Raw genomic sequence first — 14872 nt, 5'->3', positions numbered from 1 at the left:
CGTTGCACGACTACAGGGACACAGCCACTGAAAGTCCCTTCCAGCTTATAAAGCTCATATCATGGAGCTTTCTCATACTGATTCTGGGCTTCAACCTGGCCCTGTCCATGTTTGTCGCCGAATATGCCCAGCGTACCCTTCTGGAAAAACAGAAGGAGTACGCTCGGCTGTTGGCGGAAAACCTCAACCACCAGATATTTCGCCGTTTCACCCTGCCCACCCTGCTGGGCATCGGCGATTTCGACCTGCGCAGCAAGGAACAATACGCCCAGATCGACAACGTCATCCGGGCCACCATCCACAGCTTTCATGTGCTGAACCTGCGCGTGTACGGCTTTGACGAAACCGTCTCCTATTCTCTGGAAAAAGAAGAGGTGGGGGCCGACCACATGGCGGACAAGGCCGTATCCGATGCACTCAAGGACGGCACCCGCACCTTTGAGATCATCAACAAGGACCCCATCTGGAAGGCTCTGCTGACCTACAAGCTGGCCCCGGAAAGCGTCATCCTGCGCACGGTCTTTGTACTGCGCACGGAAAAGCCCTTTCTGAAAAACGACATGAACTACTGGGCCGTGGAGCTTACTCAGGACATCACGGGGGATTACCAGACCGCCATCAACTTTCAGCGGCTCATCGTCATCACCTCGCTGTTCTCCTCCCTGCTGCTCTTTTTCGTGCTGGTGCTCATCATCCGCAGGGCCGACCGCGTCACCCAGGAGCGGGCCAGAGAAAAGGAACAACTGGAACGCGAGCTGCACCAGAGCGAAAAGCTGGCCAGCATGGGCCGCATGGTCTCGGGCGTGGCGCACGAAATACGCAACCCGCTCGGTATCATCCGTTCCAGCGCCGAACACCTGCTCAGCAAGGCCACGCGCAACAACGACCCCAGCGCCCCCCTGCTGCAGGCCATTTTCAGCGAATCCAAACGCCTTTCGCGCACGGTCAACGACTTTCTGGACTATGCCCGGCCCAAGCAGCCGCGCCAGGACGACGTCAACCTCGCCTCCGTGTTGGATCAGGGCACCACGTTTCTGGAATCTCGCTGCCGCGAGACAGGCGTGACCCTGCAACGCCGCTATCCCAAGGAACTGCACATCCACGGCGACAAGGACCTGCTCTACCGCGCTTTTTACAACCTGCTGGCCAACGCGCTGGAGGCCATGGAGGCGGAGAGGTCGGGCCCGGAAAAATCAGGGCAAGACGCGCATGGCGCAGAGTCTATCCTGCGGGTTACCGCATCGCAAAGCAGAGACAGTCTTACCCTGGTGGTGCAGGACACGGGCCCCGGCTTCGACCCGGACGTGCTGGACCAGGTAAAGGACCCGTTTTTCACCACCAAGGATACGGGCACCGGCCTGGGCCTGGCCATAGTGAACAACATCTTCCAGGCGCACGGGGCCAGGATGGTTCTGGAAAACGCCTCCACCGGCGGCGCACGAATCTCCGTAACCTTTCCCAAGAATTAAACCGGACACATCATGGCCGAACATATTCTCATCATAGACGACGAACAAAACTATCTGCTGGTCCTCCAGGCGCTTCTGGAAGACCGGGGTTTTGCCGTTACCGCCCTGCCCGATCCGGAAACCGCCCTGCACTTTCTGGAAGAATCCGAAGTGGACATCGTCATTACCGACATGAAGATGCCCAAACTTTCCGGCCGCGACGTGCTGGAAAACGTCAAAAAGAACTACCCGTACATTCCGGTGCTCATAATGACCGCCTTCGGCACCATCGAAGCCGCGGTCGAAGCCATGAAGATCGGGGCATTCGACTATATATCCAAGCCGTTCTCCAACGAGGAACTGCTTCTTTCCGTTACCAAGGCCGCAAAATTCGCCAGTACCCAGCGCCAGAACATCCTGCTGCGCGAAAGCCTGGAAGATCGTTTCGGCCTGCACAAGATCATCGGCAAAAGCCGGGCCATCCGCCGCGTGCTGGAAATGGTGGAGCGTTCCGCGCCCAGCCGTTCCACAGTGCTCATTACCGGTGAATCCGGCACGGGCAAGGAACTGGTGGCACGGGCCATCCACTATGCCTCGCCACGCAAGGACGAACCGTTTGTTTCCGTCAACTGCATGGCCTTCAACACCGGCGTGCTGGAAAGCGAACTCTTCGGCCACGAAAAAGGATCGTTCACCGGCGCAGTAGCTCGCAAGCGCGGCCGCTTCGAGCTGGCTCAGGGCGGTACCCTGTTTCTGGACGAAATAGGCGAGCTTTCGCAGGATTTGCAGGTCAAACTGCTGCGCGTGCTGCAGGAGCGCACCTTCGAACGGGTGGGCGGCATGGAATCCATAGAAGTGGACATCCGCATAGTGGCCGCCACCAACAAGGACCTGAACAAGGCCATTGCCGACGGCAGCTTTCGGGAGGACCTCTTCTACCGCCTCAACGTGGTGCAGATAGAGCTGCCTGCCCTGCGCGAACGGCGCGAGGACATCCCCTTGCTGGCCGTGCATTTTCTGGACACCTATGCACAGGAAAACGAGCGGGAATTCAGGGGCTTCACCCCCGAGGCCATGGATTTTCTCAGCGCCTTCGACTGGCCGGGCAACGTCCGCCAGCTGGAAAACGTCATGGAACGCTGCGTTGTTCTGGCAGACAGCGATCTGGTGGGCGTGGAAGACCTGCCCGCGGAAATTCGCGACGAGGAAACCCAGTACAAGAGTGCGGTGGACCTGCTGCCCGCCACCATCAATCTTTCGGAAACATTGGAAAAAATAGAAGCCGCCCTGGTCCGCCGCGCCCTGGTCCGGGCCAGCTTCGTACAGGTCAAGGCGGCGGAAATGCTGGGGATTTCCAAGAGCCTGCTGCAATACAAACTCAAGAAGTATAAGATAACAGGCCACTAACCCGTCAATTTTACTCCGGAATATGCAGACAGATCAATTGATCAATATCCCAACGCCTGCTATTACGCACTTATGCACGACGTCGACCCCAGAAAAAGCGATGCCAAGGGGCTTTCAACCAAAGAGAAACTCTTCATTCTCTCTGTTCTCATTCTGCTGGGGATGATGGCGTTGTTGTACAAGAACTACCACACCCTGGAAATACACCTGAGAGGTCATTCCAAGACCTCGAGCGTGGGTGGAAAAGCGACCTCTGCGCGCAGTGCCCCCAGTGGCGGCAGCTCCCAGCCCATCGAAGTTCCACGCATCGACATCAGCGGAATCACAGGCAGGCTCTACTCGGACGGCTACTTCCGGTACAACGGCAAGGTCGGCAATATCGGTAACGGCACGGCCAGCAACCTCGTCCTTTCCGTGGAAATTTTCGACACCCAGAACAGCAAGCTAGTCGGACGCGATACCCAGCTCTATCCCGTGCTTCCTCCGGCCGCATGGGAACTCGTCCGCGGTACCATGGCCGTTCCCCAGCAGACCAGAAAAGTCCGTATGAAGGTGGATGTGGAAAACTACCCCATTGCCGTCAAACACGACTCCAAGACCGACAAGAAGCCCGCTGCAAACTAGGGCGCCCTCACTTCTTCTCCCGCATTTTTACAGCAAACATTGCAGTCCGCCCATGCTCCACATGCAGTGGCCGCAGGGTACGGGGCTTCCCAGGCAGTCGGCTTCAAAGGAATAGGAGAGGCCGGTGATGTCGTCGCACGGCACGTAGGTGCAGTTCGAACAATAGGCATATTCGTAGCCCAGCACCTGTTCGCGGAATGAGGAAAAAGCTTCCGAACACCAGATGTCCGAGAGTTCGGCATCTCCCAGGTTGCCGAACAGCCAGGGCCGGACACGTTTGGGCTGGCCGTCCATATGGCAGGGCGTCTGGTGCCACAGCATCTGGCAAGGGCTGACATTCCCTTCGGAGGTGATAAACGCGGCCCCCTGCTCCACAAAGCGGCAATACCGGTCGTCCAAAGCCTGCAACGGAGGCAGACGCAACTCCAGCCCGGCGGCACGGGCCGATGCGGCAACATCCGTACAGACTTTCCGCAGCCCGGACATATCCTTCCGGTCCCATTCCAGCAGGTGGCCCAGGTGAATCCATATCCCCTTTTTGCGGGCGTCCTCCTGCATGCAGCGCACAATGTCCATCAGACGCTGCTGCTTCGGCGTTTTGTCGACTTTCCAGATAAGACGGAAATGATCCTGCATGTCCACGCCCTCGGCCTCTGCCAGGGCCTTCCAAAGCCCGAAGAGTGCAGTCGCTTCCGGCGTGTTCGGGTTGAACAGGGTCTGCTTCTGCATGGAGGCATGATAGGGCATGAGGTGCGAAACAATGGCGAATGCGGCGTGTTGGCGCACAGCCCAATCGATGACGTCGGGGAGCTGCCGCCAGGTGTCGGCCATGAGCACGAACTCCACGCCCAGGCGCACTCTCCGCCCCGCTTTTTCCGCAGCTCGACGCAACATGGCAAAGGCCGCGGCCAACCGTTCGGAATGGGCCTGGCCGTGCAACTCACCCGTTCCCTTTGTGGAGTCCAGCGTATCCACGGATATGCACACCGTGTTCACGCCGCTTTCCACCAGACGTTCAGCCAGCTCCTCGTCCAGGGCCAGCCCATTGGTCTGAAAGCCGATCATGGCATCGGCGGCCATGCGCTCCCGGGCAAAGGCCGCCATTTCCGGCAGATGGGGATGCAGCAGGGGTTCGCCTATGCCGCTGAGCACCAGCGCCCTGCATTGGGGCAGGGCCGGGGCAAGTTTTTTAAAGAGATCAAAGGGAAGGTGGGTTTTCCGAATCTCCGCCCCTTCAGCCTGCTTCATGCACATGGCGCAGCGCATGTTGCAGTGCGAGGTCACCTCCACCTGGATGCAGGCGGGAAAAGGGGTGGAAATGGAGGCAGATGGAAAGTCTGAACGAAAAGAAGACGTCTTTCCCCTGACTGTTCCGCCCCTGCCCACTGAACGTCGGCAGGGGGCGGAGCCAGGGTTACTCTCCGACGAGTTCATGGACCTTGGCAACGACGGCATCGATGCGGTCTGTTGTGGCAGGCGACTCGCCTTTCTTGAAGCCCAGATCGGCCAGCTGAACGTGCACAACGTCTGTTATGCCAGCTTCTTCCAGGGTCTTGCGGGCACAATTGAGCGGACATCCGTCCACGGCCACCACCAGCGAGGCGGCTTCCGTGCTCTTTACAATGCCGGAAACCCGTCCGCCGATTCCGGCCAGACAGAACATCTTTATTTTTCCCTCAGCAGACAAGGCGCGTGCGGACCTGTCGGCAATTTCCCCTACATCGGCGGCACCGGAGCAGGAAAAGACAAACTTGGGCGCGGCACCGCAGGAACAGGAACATTCGGACATGGAAAACTCCCTTTCTTCTTTCCGGCTACTTCAGCCAGCCAACCACTTCCTTGACGCTCGGGGCCTTGCCCACAACCTTTACGTCGCCGTCAATGGCCACGGCAGGCGTGGAAAACACGCCGAACGAGGCGATTTCCTGAAAATCCGTCACCTTCACCACTTCGGCGTCAATACCGGCCTCGGCAACCGCCGCCTTCACATTCTTTTCAGCCTCTGCGCACTTGGCGCATCCCGGCCCCATTACCTGAATCTTCATGGCAATATCTCCGTTTGTTATATTATAGCGTTGAAAAGATAGCCCACCGCCAGAATTCCGCAGCCAACCACGGCAATGAATACGGCTATAAGCGTGGGCTTGAGCACCTTTCTGAGAATGACCATTTCCGGAAAGGAGAGCGCGATAACACTCATCATGAAGGCGAGAACCGTGCCCAGCGCCGCCCCCTTGCCCAGCAGCGCATCCACAATGGGAATGATGCCCGCGGCATTGGTGTACATGGGGATGCCGATGAGCACCGAAACCGGCACGGACCACCAGGACGAACTGCCCATGATGCCGGCCAGATAGCCTTCCGGCACGTAGCCATGAATGCCCGCGCCCACGGCAATGCCCAGCACCACGTACTTCCAGACACGGCCCACGATGTCCTTGACCGAATCCACGGCATAGTGGACGCGCCCGGTCCAGGTCATGCCCTGCTGCAGGTCCGCGGCTTCGCCCGCGCGGATGTTGCGGACCCAGTCTTCCACGTGGTTTTCAAGCTTCAGCCGCCCGATAACCCAACCCGCCACAATGGCAATGACAATGCCCGTGGCAAAGTACAGGGCCGCGATTTTCCAGCCCAGCAGCCCATAGAGCATGACCAGGGCGATCTCGTTGACCATGGGAGCGGAAATGAGAAAGGAGAAGGTAACGCCCAGAGGGATGCCTGCGGTCATGAACCCGATGAACAGCGGTACTGCGGAGCAGGAACAGAACGGCGTGACCACGCCGAGCAGCGCGGCAAGTACGTTGCCCACGGACTCGCCCCTTCCGGCAAGGAACCTGCGCGTCCATTCCACGGTTACAAAGGAACGGACAATGCCCACCAGAAAGACCACAAGCAGCAGAAGCATCAACACCTTGGGCGTATCGTAAACAAAGAACTGGACAGCGGAACCAAGATGGCTTTCCGGGGAAAGGCCAAACAGCGAAAAACTGAGCCATTGGGAAAAGGGCAAAAGCTGCTTGTACACCACATACCAGACCACGATGGACCCGAGCATGGCCAGCAGCACCTTGTTCTTATTTTTTTCAGCAGTATTTTTTTCTGCGGCGGGGGTGGCACCGCACGCGCATGACGGTTTGTTTTCTTCGAGCGACATTGTATCCTCACTTGGCTATTTCGCCAACTATTAACCCAAAAAATTTTACTTGCGGTTGGCAGCTACAACAGATTCCACACAATGGAAAAAGTTAAGAATGCACGGCACCTTGAGACGATAAAAGACCTGTTTGCCGCGTTTTTCATCCACAACCACTCCGGCCTTCTTGAGAAGATTCAAATGCTTGGACACGGTGGAGATATCGTGACCCACAAGCTCCGTCAGTTCGCACACGCACTTCTCGCCATACGAAAGCGCGTCCACCATCATCAGCCGGGACGGATGGGCCAAGGCTTTCATTATTTTCGCCCGGGACTCGTAATGTTCCAGGGATTTGGGCTGGTCAAACACAGCCGTTGGCATTTTGTCTTCAATCTTCATACTTGGCGTTTACGCCAAGCGTTCAATCACGTCAACCCCAATATCCAACCGTGACGTCCAAAATTCTTATCTCCCCCCCGATTCTCCATGAAATTGGATGCACTACGGCCGTTGACTTTCTCCCTCTGCGCAGCCAAAACAAGGCCACGCATGATCCCCAGCAAACCCAATATATCGGAAGCAACCTTTCTGCCGACCATGCGGCTGTTCCTGCCGCTGTTCCTGACAAGCGCCCTCATTCTGGCAGGGCTCTTTCACCTTGCCTACACATGGGAGCGCAACCACACCATCCAAATCTACAAGGTGCTGGAGGAGGATGTCCTCACCCACCAGCACACCATTATTTCTTCGGCATTCGATGTTGCTGTCAGTGATCTTTTGTTTCTGACCAAGCAGAACGAACTGCTCGATCTTTCCCGAGCTGAAACACCGGAAGAACGGCAGTCCGCCATCAAGGACATTCAGTATGAATATCTGGCATTGGCCCAATCCAGGTCCATCTACGACCAGATTCGCCTTCTCGGGCGGGACGGCATGGAGCTGGTGAGGGTAAACAGCAATGCCCGCCACCCTGTTGTGGTAGAGCCAGCCGACCTGCAGAAAAAGACCACGAGATACTATTTCAAGGACACCATCGGACTTCCCAAAGGGAGAATCTACCTTTCGCCCCTGGATTTGAACGTGGAAAACGGCCGCATCGAGAGACCGCTTAAGCCCATGCTGCGCTATGCCTCTCCCGTGTTCAACAGCAAGGGCAAGCCCAGCGGCATCGTCGTCATCAACTACCTGGCGCAAAAACTGCTGGACCGCGTCGCCCAAGCCGGAATCGGCACCATCGGCGACCACCTCATGGTCAACAACGACGGATACTGGCTGGTGCACCCGGACGCCGCTAAAAAATGGGGGTTCATTTTCAAGGACCGGAAAAATGACTCGTTTGCCAAAAAATTTCCAGCCGAGTGGAAACAGATCCGGAAAACATCATCCGGCCAGCTCATTACGGACAACGGGTTGTTCTCCTATTCCACTGTTTTTCCCCTAAAAGAAATAGAACAAATACTGAAAGCGCTGGAAACGCCTGCTACCGAGCATCAGTCCGTCTTCAAAAAGGACGACGGCAGGTATGCCTGGATTCTGGTCAGCCATATTCCTCCCAACATACTGAACCAGCTCATAAGAAGGCACGATCTCCTGCTCTTCCTCGCCGCCGCTGGCTTGCTCCTACTGTCCGGCCTGAGCACCTTTTTCATATCCCTGTACATCGTCAAACGGCGGCTCAACAGGGAAAAACTGCTGAACATGGCCCAATACGACAGCCTGACTGGCCTGCCCAACCGCACCCTGTTCTTCGACCGCCTGGATATGGCAATGCACACCGCCAACCGCAGCGAAAGCAAATTCGGTCTCTTGTATATCGATCTGGATGGGTTCAAGTCTGTGAACGACACCTTGGGACATCAGGCAGGGGACGAACTGCTGCAGGAGGTGGCCCGGCGGTTCCAGCAAAACGTACGCAAGGCCGATACCATGGCCCGGCTGGGCGGCGACGAATTCGCGGCAGTGCTCCCCCTTATACAAGGACAGGAAGCCGTACGCAACGTGGGCGAAAAGATACGCCACAGCATAGACGGCCCCATCACGCTTTCCCAGGGCACCGTGCACATTGGGGCAAGCATAGGCGCAGTGCTCTACCCGGACCATGCCCAAGACCGGGAAGGCCTGCTCCACCTTGCGGACAGCACCATGTATGCCGCAAAAAAGAAAAAGAAGAATATGGTCTGTCTGCCGGACGAATGTTGACCACGTATGTTGAGCTAACGAATGTTGAGCTGGCGAATGCTGATTTATAGGGGGGGGAGGCCGCCAAGGTCCGGCGACAGTCAGGTTATACCTATCTCAGTACACACGAGCGGCTAGAATAGACCGCGGCAACGCAGTTATCGTGCCTTTACCATCCGCATTTCAGTGGCTGGGGAGAAAGGGGCGAGAACAAGGCGCAAGGGAGAGACAAACGCGACGTGTACTCTTCTTGTACACGAGCGCTTGGATAGACCGCGGCAACGCAGTTATCGCGCCTTTACCACCGTATTTCGGTGGCTGGGGAGAAAGGTGCGAGAACAAGGCGCAAGGCGTAGGCAAACGCGACGTGTACTCTTCTTGTACACGAGCGGCTTGGATAGACCGCAGCAACGCAGTTATCGCGCCTTTATCCCCAGCCACCCATTGATGGTGACACCCAGCCAGTCGAGAGCCAGGGCAGGATTAGCGCGATAAGCCACGGCTTCCTGTGCGCTGTTCAGGGCCGCGTCCAGGCGGAGGATGGCGGAGGGGCCTAATTGATCCAGCAGGTCGCGGGCAGGATTTGGATCGTTTTCCGCTTTTCCGGAAAGTGCGGCGGTGAGGTCGCCCTGCAATCGGGTCAGGAAGCGTTCGGCCCGGGGTTTGGTGACCATGCCGCGGGCCGAGCTGATGGAAAGCCAGCCGCGCCCGGTGCGGCAAAAATTGTAGAATTCGCGGCTCCAGGCCGCCAGATCGGCTTCTTCGTCACCATCGGCCCCGCTTTTCCCGGTGTCCGCGGTGTCCTGATGTCCAGACTCGGGCCAGGGCAGGGTCAGCACAAAGCTGCGCGAAACGAGTGTAGGCAGCAGCCGTTCCCGCTGCGGCGCGGTCAGCACAAAGACGTTGCCGGGAAGCGGCTCTTCCATATTCTTGAGCAGGGAGTTGGCGGCCTCGATGGTGAGTTCCTGGGCCTCGGCCAGCACGATGACACGGCTGCCGCTGCCGCGCGGCGGCTCGCCCATGACGCGGCGGATTTCCCGCACATCATCTATCTTTATGGTGCCTTCCCGTCCGTCCAGCACGAACAGATCCCGGAACGCGTCCGAACCGATCTGCACACACGGGGCGCAGGCCATACACGGTTTGTTTTCACCCGTGCAGTTGAGCAGCCTGGCCCAGTGCAGTGCAGCCTCGAACCTCTCCCGGCTACTGCCGCCTTCCAGCAGCAGCGATCGGGGAGGAACCGTCCGAAGACGGTCCAGGTATCCGCGAACCCGCGCAAACGGGCCGGTATCGGGAAATCCGGAATCAGCCATACGCCTAACGGATGATGGTCTGTTCCCGGCCGGGACCCACGGAGACGATGCTCACAGGCACGTCCAGAACTTCCTCCACCCGTGCGATGTAGGCGCGGGCATTGGCGGGCAGGGCGTCGAACGACGTGATGTCGCTGATGTCCTCGTTCCAGCCGGGCAAGGATTCATAAATGGGGGCCACCTCGGCCAGACCATGCTGGTCCTGGGGCGGATATTCAATGCGCTGGCCCTTGTAGTCGTAGCCCACGCAGATTTTCAGTTCTTCCAACCCGCCCAGCACGTCCAGCTTGGTCATGGCAATGCCGGTGGGGGAGTTCAGGCGCACGGATTCACGCATGACGACCAGGTCCAGCCAGCCGCAGCGGCGCTTGCGCCCTGTGGTTGCACCGAACTCGGCGCCCTTTTCGCCCAGATGGTCGCCTACGGCGTCTTCCAGTTCCGAGGGGAACGGGCCTTCGCCCACGCGGGTGGTGTAGGCCTTGACCACGGCGACGACTTCCTCGATGGTGGCAGGGCCGCAACCCGAACCGGCGGCAGCGTTGCCCGAAACCGTGGAGGAAGAGGTGACAAAAGGATAGGTGCCGTGGTCGATATCCAGATGGGTACCCTGCGCACCTTCAAAAAGCACGGATTTGCCTTCGGCCTGCAGCCCCTGGATTTTGGCGGGCACGTCGTCGATGTAGTCCACGACACGGCGGGCAAAGGGAATAATCTGCTCAAAGACCTGATCGACGTCGAGCTGTTCGGCGCCGTACATGGCGAACAAAGCGTTCTTTTCCGGCAGGGCGGCTTCTATCTTGCGGCGCAGCAGATCTTCATCCAGGAAGTCTCCCGCCCGGATGCCGATACGGGACATCTTGTCCTCGTAGCAGGGGCCGATGCCCCTTCCCGTGGTTCCGATTTTGTTGCCCTTGATCTTGGAGCTCTCGCGAGCCGCATCCAAGATCTTGTGGTAGGGCATGATGATGTGCGTACGCAGGCTGACCATGAGACGGTCCGGGCCTACGGGCACACCCTGTTCGCCCAGGGTGTCGATTTCCTTGCAGAACACCTCGGGGTCGAGAACCACGCCGTTGCCGATCATGCAAGTTTTGCCCTGGTGGAGCACGCCGGAAGGGATGAGGTGCAGAACAACTTTCTTACCTTCAACCACCAAGGTGTGGCCGGCGTTGTTGCCACCCTGAAACCGGACAATACCATCGGCGCGCTCGGTCAGCAGGTCGACGAGCTTTCCTTTGCCTTCGTCGCCCCATTGGGCACCGATGATTACAGTGTTGGCCATGAGTTTGATCTCCTTACACAGACATTCGAAAAGCAGACCCACAATTTGGGCCGCACATTTTTTCACGCTGGTCGCAAGCTATAGGCGATAAAAGCAAGCTGGCGTACTTGTCAACGATACTGTAGCATGCAAATCTCGCAAACAATAAATAATTCATGATAAAAATACCAAAAAGTCCCCATATACCAAGACTTGCAGTTATTTGCATACTCATTGTCCTGCAAGTTTTTCTGGTGCTGCATGTGGAGCGTGTACACCGCGCAGAAGAAGCGCGTACCATCCGCATTGCCACGCCTTCCACCGAGGCCGTGCGCAGCAGTCTTTCGCCGTATGGGCCGGGGTTCGAACTGGAACTGACCCGGAGCCTGGCCCGCAACTACGGGCTGAAAATCATCTGGGTGCCCATCAAATCATGGACACAGGGCTGGAATCTGCTGCGGCGCGGAAAGGCCGACATCCTCATCGGCCCCGGGCTCACCCCACCCAGCGGGGCGGACCGCATAGAGGATCTGGCAGCCAGCCCCACCTATGCGGCCTCCAGCCCGGTCGTGGTGCACCCCAAAAATAAATACGGGCTCAACGACCTCACCAATCTCTGTTCGCGCCGGGTGCTGGTGCAAAATATTCAGAAGCTTCCCGAACTTCTGCGGGAAGTTGCCGACGATGCCTCCTGCGGCAAGAACATGACCGTGTCCCACAGCCTCAAGATGACAAAATTTCTGGACCATGTGGAAAGTCAGGATACCCGCTTCGGCATGGCGGACGAACGGCTTTTTTCCCTGTGGCAGCCGTTCTACACCTCCGTACGCATGACCAAACGGCTGGAAGACAAGATCTTCCGCCGCTGGTACTGGCGCACGAACAAACGGGAAAAGCTCCCCCTCATCCTGGAAGCCTTCTGGATGGACCAGGGCCGCAAGCTGAGTGCGGAACTGGGAGCGCTTTACTTCGGTTTTCTGCCCTCGCGCACGGATTACTACGAGCTGTACCAGCTGCAGGAAGCGTTGCAGAACCATCTGCCCCAGTACTCCACCGCCATACTCAAGGCGGCCCGGGAAAACCGGCTGGACCCTCTTTTTCTGACCGCGGTCATCTACCAGGAGTCGCGCTTCGACCCGTTTGCACGCAGCAAGACCGGGGTGCGCGGGCTCATGCAGATAAGCTCCATCACCGCGGACCACCTGGGCATCGAGAACCGGCTGGACCCCATCCAGAGCATCTTTGGCGGGGCAGGCTACCTGCGCGACCTCTACGACCAGCTGGACGGCTTCGACCTGCCGGTCTGGGACCGCTGGTTCGCGGCCCTGGGAGCCTACAACCAGGGCATGGGGCACACACGCGACGCCATTCGGCTGGCAAAACGCGAAAAGCTGGACCACAGACGCTGGCGCAACATCCGCAAGGCCTTTAAGCAGCTTTCCTGGAAACGCTACTACAGCAAGGCCAGACACGGCTACGCACGCGGCTACGAAGCCGCACACTACGTGCGCAACATCCGCTACTTCTATTATGTGCTGAAGGGATTATCCGTCCTTGCGCCGGATGAATTTGAGGACCTTGCCGCCCTTGCTGGCGGCGTCCCGGCCGGATGGCCCGACTGATTCCGAAGAATCCGAAGGCTTGGGAGAAGAAGCGCTGCCCGAAACCGTTTCCGGCTGATCATTCCCGCCGTCAGGCTTCTGCGACTGCGCCCAGTGGTGGTTGAAAAGCTGATTCTTGTAATGCATTCCCTGGACGATGCTGAGCACAAGCACAGCCTCTTCCCAACGCTTGCTCGGTTCAAAGCGGGCCACTTGCGCGGCATACTTTTCCCACAGCGCCATCAGGGAAGCTTCATCCAATGCATTGATTTGCTTTGCTATCTTTAACAGAACTCGTTCCAAATCCGCCCTCCTTGCATGCGGGTTGTTATCAGAATTCATATGGCGAGCCAAATGGTAATCGCACCTGAGCACCGGTGGACATGCTGATAATGGCCTTGTTTTCCCGGACTTCCGGCCCCCACCGATCTATTTGCCGCTGCGGGGCGGCTGTGATACTCAGCCTTTTTAAGCGAGCGTATCCCGCGGACTGTCAGGAAAAAGCACGTTTCCCACAAAAGACGTCCGTACAGACAGGAGGCTTCCCATGAGCGATCTGAAAGCAATGTACAAGACCATACAGCAGGATTCCTTTCCCCAGGAAATGACCATAACCCTTGGCGCCACCAAACTGGTGTTTGCCAAACGCACCTGGACACTGGACGGTGCGGAAAAAGGTTTGCGCTACGGGGAAAACCCCGACCAGCCCGCAGCCCTGTACGAGCTGCGCGAAGGCGGCCTGGAACTGGACGGCGTGGCCTTTCGCGGCCCCGGCAAGGGTCTGGTTTCCAGCCTGACCGAAGAGCATATGCTCCAGGCGGGCAAGCACCCCGGCAAGATCAACCTGACCGACGTGGACAACGGGCTGAACATGCTGCAGTACCTCGGCGCCAAACCCGCCGCCATAATCCTGAAGCACAACAACCCCTCGGGCGCGGCCTGGTCTGCGGAAAGCCTGTGCGACGCCTTTACCAAGGCCTTCGCCTCGGACCGCATCGCCGCCTTTGGCGGAACCATCGTGGTCAACCGCACCCTGGACGTTTCCACGGCGGAACAGATCAACACCGCATATTTCGAAGTGGTGGCGGCCCCGGATTTCGAGCCCGCTGCCCTGGATATTCTCAAGTCCAAGAAGAATCTGCGCATTCTCCAGATTCCCGGCATCAACAATCTGGCCGATCTGGCCGGAGAGCCGTTCCTGGAGTTCAAGTCCCTCATCGACGGCGGACAGATTCTGCAGTTCTCCTTCCGCAACCGCATCCTGAGCGCGGACGATTTTCTGCCCGCGCAGGCGGAAAAAGACGGCGTGAGCGTTACCGCCCGCGGCCCCAATCCCAAGGAAGCGGACGACCTGCTCTTTGCCTGGGCCGTGGAAGCCGGTGTCACCTCCAACTCGGTCATCTTTGTGCGCGACGGCGCCACCGTCGCCATCGGAACCGGCGAACAGGACCGGGTGGGCTGCGTGCAGATCACCATTGGCAAGGCCTACACCAAGTACGCCGACGGCCTGTGCTTCAAGGAACAGGGCTGCTCCGTGTACGAACTTCAGCTGAAGGCCCAGACCGACGAGTCTGCCGCCAAGGCCCTGGCCGACATTGAAAAACGCACTGCCGAAGCCAAGGGCGGACTGGCCGGAACCGTACTGGTATCCGACGGCTTCTTCCCCTTCCGCGACGGCGTGGACCTGGCTGTGGAGCAGGGCGTAACCGCCATTGCCCAGCCGGGCGGCTCCATCCGCGACACCGAGGTTATCGGCGCGGTCAACGAAGCCAGCCCCCAGGTGGCCATGGTCTTTACGGGACAGCGCTCCTTCAAGCACTAGGAGTACGCCCAAAGCGCGGGATACCGCCGCCCGGCACGTACCCACCTGCCGGACAAAGCCGCCCCGCACACCCGGACCA

The 14872-nt window shown here is 58.4% G+C and carries 14 protein-coding genes; 6 read left to right on the top strand and 8 right to left on the bottom strand.

Annotation, left to right across the window (positions count from 1 at the left end):
• Positions 1-2 precede the first annotated feature (2 nt).
• The 3 genes from ACI0FJ_RS14440 to ACI0FJ_RS14430 all read left to right on the top strand — a co-directional run bounded on the left by ACI0FJ_RS14440 (position 3) and on the right by ACI0FJ_RS14430 (position 3479).
• Positions 3-1469: a sensor histidine kinase gene (locus tag ACI0FJ_RS14440; protein WP_424304599.1), complete on the top strand. Its 1467-nt coding sequence runs from the start codon at positions 3-5 to the stop codon at positions 1467-1469.
• Between the two features lie 12 nt (positions 1470-1481).
• A complete protein-coding gene (locus tag ACI0FJ_RS14435) occupies positions 1482-2855 on the top strand; it encodes a sigma-54-dependent transcriptional regulator (RefSeq protein ID WP_424304598.1) in 1374 nt (457 codons plus the stop codon).
• Positions 2856-2927: 72 nt separating this feature from the next.
• Entirely contained in the window at positions 2928-3479 is a 552-nt protein-coding gene (locus ACI0FJ_RS14430; protein WP_424304597.1) for a hypothetical protein, read from the top strand.
• Positions 3480-3506: 27 nt separating this feature from the next.
• Here ACI0FJ_RS14430 and ACI0FJ_RS14425 read toward each other — a convergent pair whose 3' ends face one another.
• The 5 genes from ACI0FJ_RS14425 to ACI0FJ_RS14405 are packed head-to-tail and all read right to left on the bottom strand — an operon-like array spanning position 3507 to position 7014.
• Positions 3507-4865, bottom strand: a complete 1359-nt coding sequence (locus ACI0FJ_RS14425) for a radical SAM/SPASM family putative metalloenzyme maturase (RefSeq protein ID WP_424304596.1) — start codon at positions 4863-4865, stop codon at positions 3507-3509.
• Positions 4866-4893: 28 nt separating this feature from the next.
• Positions 4894-5268, bottom strand: coding sequence for a putative zinc-binding protein (locus tag ACI0FJ_RS14420; RefSeq protein WP_424304595.1), 375 nt, complete (start codon positions 5266-5268; stop codon positions 4894-4896).
• Between the two features lie 25 nt (positions 5269-5293).
• A complete protein-coding gene (locus tag ACI0FJ_RS14415; protein ID WP_424304594.1) occupies positions 5294-5524 on the bottom strand; it encodes a thioredoxin family protein in 231 nt (76 codons plus the stop codon).
• A gap of 17 nt (positions 5525-5541) precedes the next feature.
• Positions 5542-6633, bottom strand: a complete 1092-nt coding sequence (locus ACI0FJ_RS14410; RefSeq protein ID WP_424304593.1) for a permease — start codon at positions 6631-6633, stop codon at positions 5542-5544.
• 45 nt (positions 6634-6678) lie between these two features.
• Positions 6679-7014, bottom strand: a complete 336-nt coding sequence (locus ACI0FJ_RS14405) for an ArsR/SmtB family transcription factor (protein WP_424304592.1) — start codon at positions 7012-7014, stop codon at positions 6679-6681.
• 150 nt (positions 7015-7164) lie between these two features.
• On the opposite strand from ACI0FJ_RS14405, the gene ACI0FJ_RS14400 reads away from it, so the two are divergent.
• Positions 7165-8814, top strand: a complete 1650-nt coding sequence (locus tag ACI0FJ_RS14400) for a diguanylate cyclase domain-containing protein (protein WP_424304591.1) — start codon at positions 7165-7167, stop codon at positions 8812-8814.
• Between the two features lie 395 nt (positions 8815-9209).
• Here ACI0FJ_RS14400 and ACI0FJ_RS14395 read toward each other — a convergent pair whose 3' ends face one another.
• Together ACI0FJ_RS14395 and ACI0FJ_RS14390 are read right to left on the bottom strand one after the other, a co-directional pair.
• Positions 9210-10109: a DNA polymerase III subunit delta' gene (locus ACI0FJ_RS14395; RefSeq protein ID WP_424304590.1), complete on the bottom strand. Its 900-nt coding sequence runs from the start codon at positions 10107-10109 to the stop codon at positions 9210-9212.
• A gap of 4 nt (positions 10110-10113) precedes the next feature.
• The gene (locus ACI0FJ_RS14390; RefSeq protein ID WP_424304589.1) at positions 10114-11391 is read right to left on the bottom strand and encodes an adenylosuccinate synthase; all 1278 of its coding nucleotides are present in this window, start codon (positions 11389-11391) and stop codon (positions 10114-10116) included.
• Positions 11392-11633: 242 nt separating this feature from the next.
• On the opposite strand from ACI0FJ_RS14390, the gene ACI0FJ_RS14385 reads away from it, so the two are divergent.
• A complete protein-coding gene (locus ACI0FJ_RS14385; protein WP_424304588.1) occupies positions 11634-12992 on the top strand; it encodes a transglycosylase SLT domain-containing protein in 1359 nt (452 codons plus the stop codon).
• Here the strand turns inward: ACI0FJ_RS14385 and ACI0FJ_RS14380 are convergent.
• Complete coding sequence (locus ACI0FJ_RS14380; protein ID WP_424304587.1) at positions 12915-13274, bottom strand: hypothetical protein; 360 nt, start codon at positions 13272-13274, stop codon at positions 12915-12917. The two genes, ACI0FJ_RS14385 and ACI0FJ_RS14380, sit on opposite strands and share 78 nt — an antisense overlap.
• 244 nt (positions 13275-13518) lie before the next feature.
• On the opposite strand from ACI0FJ_RS14380, the gene ACI0FJ_RS14375 reads away from it, so the two are divergent.
• Positions 13519-14793 carry an IMP cyclohydrolase gene (locus ACI0FJ_RS14375; protein ID WP_424304586.1) on the top strand — a complete coding sequence of 425 codons (1275 nt, stop codon included), beginning with the start codon at positions 13519-13521 and terminating at the stop codon, positions 14791-14793.
• Positions 14794-14872 lie beyond the last annotated feature (79 nt).

Origin of the sequence: Desulfovibrio sp. 7SRBS1, assembly GCF_049723905.1 — a bacterium.
Classification (GTDB): Bacteria; Desulfobacterota; Desulfovibrionia; order Desulfovibrionales; family Desulfovibrionaceae.
This window is presented reverse-complemented; position numbering and strand designations above follow the sequence as displayed.